This window comes from Pseudomonas sp. PS01299 (assembly GCF_029960145.1).
In the GTDB taxonomy this organism is placed as follows: Bacteria; Pseudomonadota; Gammaproteobacteria; order Pseudomonadales; family Pseudomonadaceae; genus Aquipseudomonas; species Aquipseudomonas putida_A.
In genome coordinates this window covers 1-6,673 of record NZ_JASCPO010000280.1, presented here as the reverse complement: position 1 = coordinate 6,673, position 6,673 = coordinate 1, and the positions used below count along the sequence as shown (strand labels likewise).

Annotated in this window: 5 protein-coding genes; 1 reads left to right on the top strand and 4 read right to left on the bottom strand. The window is 55.9% G+C overall.

The window, feature by feature from the left end:
- Positions 1–806 precede the first annotated feature (806 nt).
- The 3 genes from QMX91_RS27685 to QMX91_RS27675 all read right to left on the bottom strand — a co-directional run bounded on the left by QMX91_RS27685 (position 807) and on the right by QMX91_RS27675 (position 4,253).
- A complete protein-coding gene (locus QMX91_RS27685) occupies positions 807–2,201 on the bottom strand; it encodes an undecaprenyl-phosphate glucose phosphotransferase (protein ID WP_282413688.1) in 1,395 nt (464 codons plus the stop codon).
- Between the two features lie 388 nt (positions 2,202–2,589).
- Entirely contained in the window at positions 2,590–3,234 is a 645-nt protein-coding gene (locus QMX91_RS27680; RefSeq protein ID WP_027611488.1) for a helix-turn-helix domain-containing protein, read from the bottom strand.
- Between the two features lie 278 nt (positions 3,235–3,512).
- Positions 3,513–4,253 (bottom strand): winged helix-turn-helix domain-containing protein, encoded by a 741-nt coding sequence (locus tag QMX91_RS27675; RefSeq protein WP_282413687.1) that lies wholly within the window; start codon positions 4,251–4,253, stop codon positions 3,513–3,515.
- Between the two features lie 507 nt (positions 4,254–4,760).
- On the opposite strand from QMX91_RS27675, the gene QMX91_RS27670 reads away from it, so the two are divergent.
- Complete coding sequence (locus tag QMX91_RS27670; RefSeq protein ID WP_282413686.1) at positions 4,761–5,594, top strand: undecaprenyl-diphosphate phosphatase; 834 nt, start codon at positions 4,761–4,763, stop codon at positions 5,592–5,594.
- A 52-nt stretch (positions 5,595–5,646) separates the two neighbouring features.
- On the opposite strand, the gene dusA is transcribed toward QMX91_RS27670, so the two are convergent.
- Positions 5,647–6,642 carry a tRNA dihydrouridine(20/20a) synthase DusA gene (dusA, locus tag QMX91_RS27665; protein WP_282413685.1) on the bottom strand — a complete coding sequence of 332 codons (996 nt, stop codon included), beginning with the start codon at positions 6,640–6,642 and terminating at the stop codon, positions 5,647–5,649.
- Between the last annotated feature and the right edge of the window lie 31 nt (positions 6,643–6,673).

Here is a 6,673-nt window from a genome sequence, read left to right as displayed (position 1 = left end):
GGGGGAGCGGGCTTGCCCGCGAAGGCGTTGGCACATTCAACATCTGCGCTGCCTGACCCACCGCTTTCGCGGGCAAGCCACGCTCCCACTTTGGTACGGGGTGAACTGGATATCTTGATCCCCCTCCCGATCCCTGTGGGAGCGAGCCTGCTCGCGAAGACGCCAGTCCATTCAAAATCCATGTTGCCTGACCCACCGCTATCGCTTACAGGCAAGCTCCCACAGTGATTTTGTGGTGTGCCCGATTTGAGTGAACGCCGCCTGACCCTGTGGGAGCGGGCTTGCCCGCGAAGGCGTCGGCACATTCAACATCTGTGCTGCCTGACCCACCGCTTTCGCGGGCAAGCCACGCTCCCACAATGGTTCGGGGTTAACCGAATACCCGATCCATACCCCGATCTCTGTAGGAGCGAGCCTGCTCGCGAAGGCGTCGGCACATTCAACACATGTGCTGCCTGACCCACCGCTTTCGCGGGCAAGCCACGCTCCCACAGTGGTTCGAGGGTGAAGCAAATATCTTGATCCACACCCCAATCCCTGTGGGAGCGGGCTTGCTCGCGAAGGCGTCGGCACATTCAACATCTGTGCTGCCTGACCCACCGCTTTCGCGGGCAAGCCACGCTCCCACAGTGGAACGGGGTGAAGCGCATATCCCGATCCATACCGAGATCCCGTGTGGGAGCGGGCTTGCCCGCGAAGACGTCGGCACTGCCACCCTCGCAACCGCCTGACCCACCATCAAATCCCGCCCACAAAAAAGGGGACTTTCGTCCCCTTGCGGTATCGCCTGGCTTGTCACCCGTCCATCAATAAATATCTTTCGACAACAACGTAAACGGCGTCTTTACCAGGATTTTCAGATCCAGCCACAACGACCAGTTGTTGATGTAATGCAGGTCCATCTCGACGCGGCGCTGCATTTTGTCGATGGTGTCGGTCTCGCCACGGCAGCCGCTGATCTGTGCCAGCCCGGTAATACCCGGTTTGATTCGATGACGAGCCATGTACGCGAGGATTTTCCCCGAGTAGTAGTGGTTGTGCGCCACCGCGTGCGGACGCGGGCCGACCAGGGCCATCTGCCCCTGCAGCACGTTGAACAACTGCGGCAGCTCATCCAGCGAGGTGCGGCGGATGAAGCGCCCGACCGCAGTAATACGCGAGTCATTGCGGCTGGCCTGAACCACTTCGCGGTCATCGTGCACGCGCATCGAGCGGAATTTCCACACCTGAATCACCTTGCCGTTCCAGCCGTGGCGATCCTGCTTGAAGAACACCGGGCCCGGCGAGTTGATCTTCACTGCCAACGCAATGAACAGCAGCACCGGACTCAACAGGATGATCGCCAGCAACGCCACGCCTTTTTCCAACAGGCTCTTGCTCAGCGCAGCAGTAGGGCGGCTGGTCAGCGGGCTTTCGTTAAGGCAGATCGCCGGCAGACCGTCCACGACCTTCACCGAGTGATTGAGCAGGGTCAGACTGTTCAAGTCCGGCACCCAGACCACATCGACGTTGGCACCGAGCAAATCGACGTACATCGCTTCGATTTTCGCCGCCTCCGCCAGCGGCAGGGTGATGTACAGACGACGGATGTCATGGTCTTTGATCAGCTCGAGCAAATCTTCCTGATCGCCGACCACACGCGGCGCATCCGCATCCAGATTCGACGTCGGGCCATTGCTGACCAGGCCTACCAACGGCAGGTTTTCCACCTGACTGATCTTCTTCGCCAGACCCAGTGCCAGCTCGCCGGTACCAACGATCAGGGTCTTCTGCGCGCTGGTGCGGGAGCGCTGGTAGTACTTGGAAAAGGCGTGCAACGGTGCGTACAGCAACGCCTGACCGAGGAAACCGTACACCGCCCAACTCAGCGTCACCTCGCGGGAGAACACCTCATCGGCCTTGCACACGAACGCGATGCAAGCCAGCGCGACCATGGTCATCGACCAGCCCATGAACAAACGTCCGAGCCCGGTCAGGTAATTGTCCTGCTTGCGATACACGCCGCTGAACGTATACGCCGGCACCGAGGCCAATACCGCCAGTGTTGCGCACATGCGGTAATAGAACTCGACGGTGCCGGTCTGCCGTTCAGCCAGTATGAATAACAACGCAACAATGAAAGCCTGCGCCAGTGCCCATTGGCCCCAGAAGGTAAGTCCCTTGAGGCCGTTATTTCGATTGATCCGTAGAGAAAGTTCCATGAGATATCCCCAGAAATACGTCCATTCAGGTTTCGACAGTTGAAGTCCGAGTTGCTAGATAGGCTTGTTGTTGTTATTGGACGAGTGTCCTGAGGTAACAACGTCGATAGGCCGAACTGTCGTCAATCAATAGACTAAGTTATTGCCGGAGAGGGTGTCTGACGAGTTCTAACAAGATGGCACAGTGCCAACTTTTTAATAATCAAATACAAGGGTGTTAGAAAAGGTCGCAGAGCGGGGGGTGAATAAATTATGTTGTGTTTGTTACTGTAGGAGGGGTGGAGGCAGGGAGCTATTATTACCAGGGGGGGAAGCCAAACAGAGTGCTCTTGTTGTTTTTGTAATCGCACTGTTTTCTGTTTGTTTTGTTCGCGGATATCGGCGGTATTTACGCAACGATTTCCTGAATGAGGCAATAACCGCGGTTTCTTACGGCACGGAACAATCGCTCACCATTACTCGCGTTTTTGAACTTGTCCTGCAGGCGACTCAGGCACATCTCCAGGCCGCGATATTGCTCCGGCTCGCGGCCGATGCTGAGGATCAGGTCATCTCGACTGACTACACGTTCTTCGTGATGGAGCATTTTGCGCACCAGCGCGGTTTCCAGTCCGGTAAGGCTGATCTCGACGCCTTCCTTGACCAGTGCGCCTTGATCGTTGTCCAGATGCCAGGTTTCGTTGCAAGTGGCGGCGTCTTCGATGGCAGCAGTGCGGTTGTCGCTCTCTGCACTTTGAAACGGCTTCGCCGATTGTGCGGACAGCCATTCCGATTCGAGGGTGGCCAATATGCGCTGGGTGTCGTGTTCAATCGTGCGGGCAACGTTTTTCCGGGTGCCCCTTGGGTAAGTGAACTCCATCAGCATGGGAGCGGAAGAGGGCGAAGTAGCACCTTCAATAAACATTTGTGCCTGAGACGTGCCAAACGAATTGAAGCGCTCGCTGGACAGAATGCTCTCAAGTTCACGCTGCGACGTTGTACTGTTGGTCACGACGACAAAATATTTTCTTGGGAGGGTTGTACTAGTTTCCATGTCTCTCTCCTAAAATGTGCACCAAAATGGGCGAAAAGGTAAATCGGCAGGCGAGCAATGACTTCCTTGGAAGTAACCGACAGGCAGGGTCTGGGCCCAAAATGGCCTCGATAAATTCCACTCGTTCTGCTGCTATGTTGTTAAGTTTATTGTTATGGTTCGGTGTAGCCGTGCTCATTCAATGGCTTGATTATTAGTAGATTTGAAGTACAACTTGAGCTGTATGGTTGCATATGACGATCCTTCGTGATTATGCAAAGAGAATGGCTGCCCGAGAGTCAGGCAGTCGATATCAGACCCCGCATCAGGCGATAGCCGTAGCCGCGGATGCTCTGAATCGCATTGGTACCATACATGTCCTTGATTTTTCCACGCAAGCGGCTGATGGATTTTTCCAGCGCTCTCGGATCGTAGAAATTGGTATTGAGCCCCATGATGCTGGCGATTTCATCATGGCTGAGAATGTGGTTGCTGGTCTGCGCAAAGGCTTCCAGGATCTTCATCTCGGCAAACGAGATGTCGAGTTTCTGGCTGGCGCCGCCGAGCAGGCAGATGCGCGTCGGGTCGAGCGTCAGATTGATATCTCGCTGCCATTCTTCACTGTTGAAGAATTCACCGAGCAACTCGTCGCCCTCGTCGGAAAGGGTATTGAGTTTGATACAGAAGTCGGCACCGGCCAGGAAGTACTTGATCTTGTTGAAAGCGCCGCGACCGGTTATGACCGCGCAAATAATCGGTTTCAAGTTGTCGGAACGCAGGTTCTCGATCAGCGCAAGATTGTCTTCCAGCGCTTGCGGAGTGTCGATAACGATGAAGATGGCTCGATACGAACCAGAAAGTTCATTGTTATAGGAACTAGTGTACGAACTGGCCTCAATTGCCATATCAGTGCGTACGTGCTTTGCGATCAGCGCACTAAAATGTTCGGCCACGCCACGGGTACGGCCCAGTGTGAGAACACCGGGTACGTCGTTTGTCGGGCGCGGACTTCTAGTCGCCAAGTTCCCTGAGAGCATCATGCTTTGACTCGAATTAGGTGCTGACATCGGGATGTTAAAGCACCGGTTCTCATCTGTGACTGACAATTGGTAACATTCACGCGATTTTTAGACGTGGCTCCCGAGTTTTCTAACAATAATTAAGCATTTCAAGCTTTTAGTTGATTTTCTCGGGGCTGTGAACTAGTCGTTACATGGTGGCAATGTGGAATTGTGCCACTATTTTGAATCTATGGCGATGGCTTTATTCATGTCCAATTGCCACTGTCGACGATCCTGAGACAATGTGAGCTGGATCACACTTTATTGGCCAGTCGAACTTTTTTCTACTATAGCCCTAAATATTTTTCGTGTAGTTCGTAGGCGGACGTTTATTAACATGGCTTGAGTGTGTCTTTTGATAAGACATATTCTCCGTCGCCTGATCAGGCAATGGGTATCGCGTTATACCGATTGTTTAACTTCAGATACTCAATTTCTGAATGCAGTTGACCGGTCGCTCATCAAGAGCGCTCTGACGGAGGATTAATGGATTTCTGGACCTTTATCCAGGTGTTGATATTGGGCGCGGTAGAAGGCCTGACCGAGTTCTTGCCGATCTCCAGTACCGGCCACCAGATCATCGTCGCCGACCTGCTGGACTTCGGCGGCGAACGCGCGATGGCGTTCAACATCATTATTCAGCTGGGCGCGATCCTGGCCGTGGTCTGGGAGTTTCGCCCGAAGATCTTCGACATCGTCAAAGGCCTGCCCACCCAACGCAATGCACAACGTTTCACCCTCAACCTGCTGATAGCTTTCCTGCCGGCGGTGGTCCTCGGCGTACTGTTCGCTGACAAAATCCATCAATACCTGTTTAACCCGATCACCGTAGCCATGGCCTTGGTAGTGGGCGGCATTGTGATGTTGTGGGCCGAACAGCGCAGCCACGTGGTGAGCGTCGATCATGTCGACGACATGCGCTGGTCAGACGCGTTGAAGATCGGTTTCGTGCAATGCCTGGCAATGATTCCCGGCACGTCGCGCTCCGGCTCGACCATCATCGGCGGTTTATTGTTCGGCTTGTCCCGGAAAGCCGCCACAGAGTTCTCGTTCTTCCTCGCCATGCCGACCATGGTCGGCGCTGCGGTGTACTCCGGCTACAAATACCGCGACCTGTTCCAGGCCGGCGACCTGCCGGTGTTCGCCCTCGGTTTTGTCATCGCCTTCATCTTCGCCATGATCGCCGTGCGCGGCCTGCTCAAATTCATCGCCAACCACAGCTACGCCGCGTTCGCCTGGTATCGGATCGCGTTTGGCTTGTTGATTCTGGCGACGTGGGTGTTTGGCTGGGTGAACTGGACGGAAGCGGCGGCGGGGTGATGCGCACGCCAGGCGGATCAACCCGCCTGGCACGTTTTACGGAGGGAGGGCATCAACGCCCTTGCAGCAACTCGCCGGCCTGATCCAGCAGCGCCAGCGGATCCTTGGCCTTGTGAATATCCACCGACAACAACTGGCGGAACTTGCGCGCCCCCGGGAACCCGGTGCCCAACCCCAGCACATGCCGAGTGATGTGATGCATCGCGCCGCCCGCCTGCAGATGCTCGGCAATATACGGCCGCAACTGCGCCAGCGCCTCGGCCCGGCTGATCACCGGCGCGCTGCTGCCGAACAACTGCTGATCGACCTCCGCCAGCAAATACGGATTGTGATAAGCCTCACGCCCGAGCATCACACCGTCAAAAGTCTGCAAATGCTCATGGCAGGCCTCCATCGTCTTGATCCCGCCGTTCAACACAATCTCCAGCTCCGGAAAATCCGCCTTCAACTGAGCCGCCACGTCATAACGCAACGGCGGAATGTCGCGATTCTCCTTCGGCGACAACCCCTCCAGAATCGCAATCCGCGCATGCACAGTAAAACTGGTACACCCGGCATCCCGCACCGTACCGACGAAATCACACAACTCGGCGTAACTGTCCCGCCCATTGATCCCGATCCGATGCTTCACCGTCACCGGAATCGACACCGCATCGCGCATCGCCTTCACACAATCCGCCACCAACTGCGGATGCCCCATCAGGCACGCACCGATCATATTGTTCTGCACCCGATCACTCGGGCAGCCAACATTAAGGTTCACCTCGTCGTAACCATGCTCCTGCGCCATGCGCGCGCAAGCGGCCAGATCAAGCGGAACACTACCGCCGAGCTGTAGTGCCAGCGGATGCTCGGCTTCGTTGTGACGGAGGAAGCGTTCGTGATCGCCGTTGAGGAGAGCGCCGGTGGTGACCATTTCGGTGTAGAGCAGGGCGTTCTTCGACAGGAGGCGTAGGAAGAAACGGCAGTGGCGGTCAGTCCAGTCCATCATGGGGGCGACGGAGAAGCGGCGGGAGAGTGGGGCGGGTGTGGCGGAGATAGGAGGCATTCGCGGTTCTGGATTGGGTGGGGCTGGGAGG

Coding starts and splice junctions, on each gene's coding strand:
- QMX91_RS27685 (WP_282413688.1), bottom strand. CDS start 2,201: ATGGAACTTTCTCTACGGATCAATCGAAATAACGGCCTCAAGGGACTT.
- QMX91_RS27680 (WP_027611488.1), bottom strand. CDS start 3,234: ATGGAAACTAGTACAACCCTCCCAAGAAAATATTTTGTCGTCGTGACC.
- QMX91_RS27670 (WP_282413686.1), top strand. CDS start 4,761: ATGGATTTCTGGACCTTTATCCAGGTGTTGATATTGGGCGCGGTAGAA.
- QMX91_RS27675 (WP_282413687.1), bottom strand. CDS start 4,253: ATGATGCTCTCAGGGAACTTGGCGACTAGAAGTCCGCGCCCGACAAAC.
- dusA (WP_282413685.1), bottom strand. CDS start 6,642: ATGCCTCCTATCTCCGCCACACCCGCCCCACTCTCCCGCCGCTTCTCC.